Annotated in this window: 2 protein-coding genes; one reads left to right on the top strand and one right to left on the bottom strand. The window is 72.1% G+C overall.

Annotated elements, in window-relative coordinates:
• Positions 1 to 4: 4 nt before the first annotated feature.
• Entirely contained in the window at positions 5 to 790 is a 786-nt protein-coding gene (locus AFL01nite_RS15215) for a TrmH family RNA methyltransferase (RefSeq protein ID WP_146828889.1), read from the top strand.
• Position 791: 1 nt separating this feature from the next.
• On the opposite strand, the gene AFL01nite_RS15210 is transcribed toward AFL01nite_RS15215, so the two are convergent.
• Positions 792 to 1081 (bottom strand): peptide deformylase (locus AFL01nite_RS15210; RefSeq protein WP_186813983.1); only part of this gene is annotated, 290 nt, incomplete at its 5' end.

Genomic DNA, 1081 nt, shown 5'->3' with positions numbered 1-1081 from the left:
CCTCATCGCACTGGACGATCCCCGCGACGAGCGGCTCCGCGACTACACCGACCTGCGGGACGTGCAGCTGCGCACCACGGTCGAGCACGAGCGCGGGATCTACATCGCCGAGGGCGAGAAGGTCATCCACCGCGCGGTCGCCGCGGGACACGAGCCGAAGTCGCTGCTGCTCGCCCCGCGCTGGCTGGGCAACCTCGCCGAGGTGCTCGAGGCCACCGACGCGCCGGCCTACGTGCTGGACGAGAAGTCGATCGAGAAGGTCACCGGCTTCCACGTGCACCGCGGTGCCCTCGCGGCCATGCACCGTCCGGTCGAGCGCACCGTGGCCGACGTGCTGGCGTCGGCGCGGCGGGTGCTCGTGGCGGAGGACCTCGTCGACCACACCAACATCGGCGCGATCATGCGCAACGTCGCCGCCCTGGGCTTCGACGCCGTGCTGCTGTCGCCCCGCTGCGCCGACCCGCTCTACCGGCGATCGATCAAGGTGGCGATGGGCGCCGTCTTCTCGCTGCCGTGGGCCCGGATCGACGACTGGTACGGCGCACCCGCGCTGCTGCGCGAGCACGGCTTCACGACCTACGCCATGACGCTGGCCGACGACGCCGTGCCGATCGACACGATCCGGCCGGCCGAGCGGTCGGCCGTGATCGTGGGCTCCGAGGGACCGGGCCTCAGCGAGCACTGGCAGCGCGAGGCCGACCACCGGATGATCATCCCCATGGCGGCCGGCATCGACTCGCTCAACGTCGCCGCCTCGACGGCGATCGCCTGCTGGCAGTTCGCCCGCTGAATCAGTCCTGCTCCGGCTCCTCGCCGACGGGCCAGTCCTCGGGGTACTCGTCGGCGAGCTGGTTGTGGGCCTTGTGGAGCTTCTTGCGGGCCTTCTCGGGGACGCGGTCGCCGAAGACGGTGCCGAACAGGTGGTCGGTCTCGTGCTGCAGGCAGCGCGCCAGCAGGCCGGTGCCCTCGAACGCGACGGGCTCGCCGAGGTGGTCGACGCCCGTGACCCACGCGCGGTCGGGGCGGGCACACTCGGTGAAGGCGCCGGGCAGCGACAGGCACCCCTCGTCGGCGACGTCGA

Origin of the sequence: Aeromicrobium flavum, assembly GCF_007992115.1 — a bacterium.
GTDB classification, from domain to species: domain Bacteria; phylum Actinomycetota; class Actinomycetes; order Propionibacteriales; family Nocardioidaceae; genus Aeromicrobium; species Aeromicrobium flavum.
This window is presented reverse-complemented; position numbering and strand designations above follow the sequence as displayed.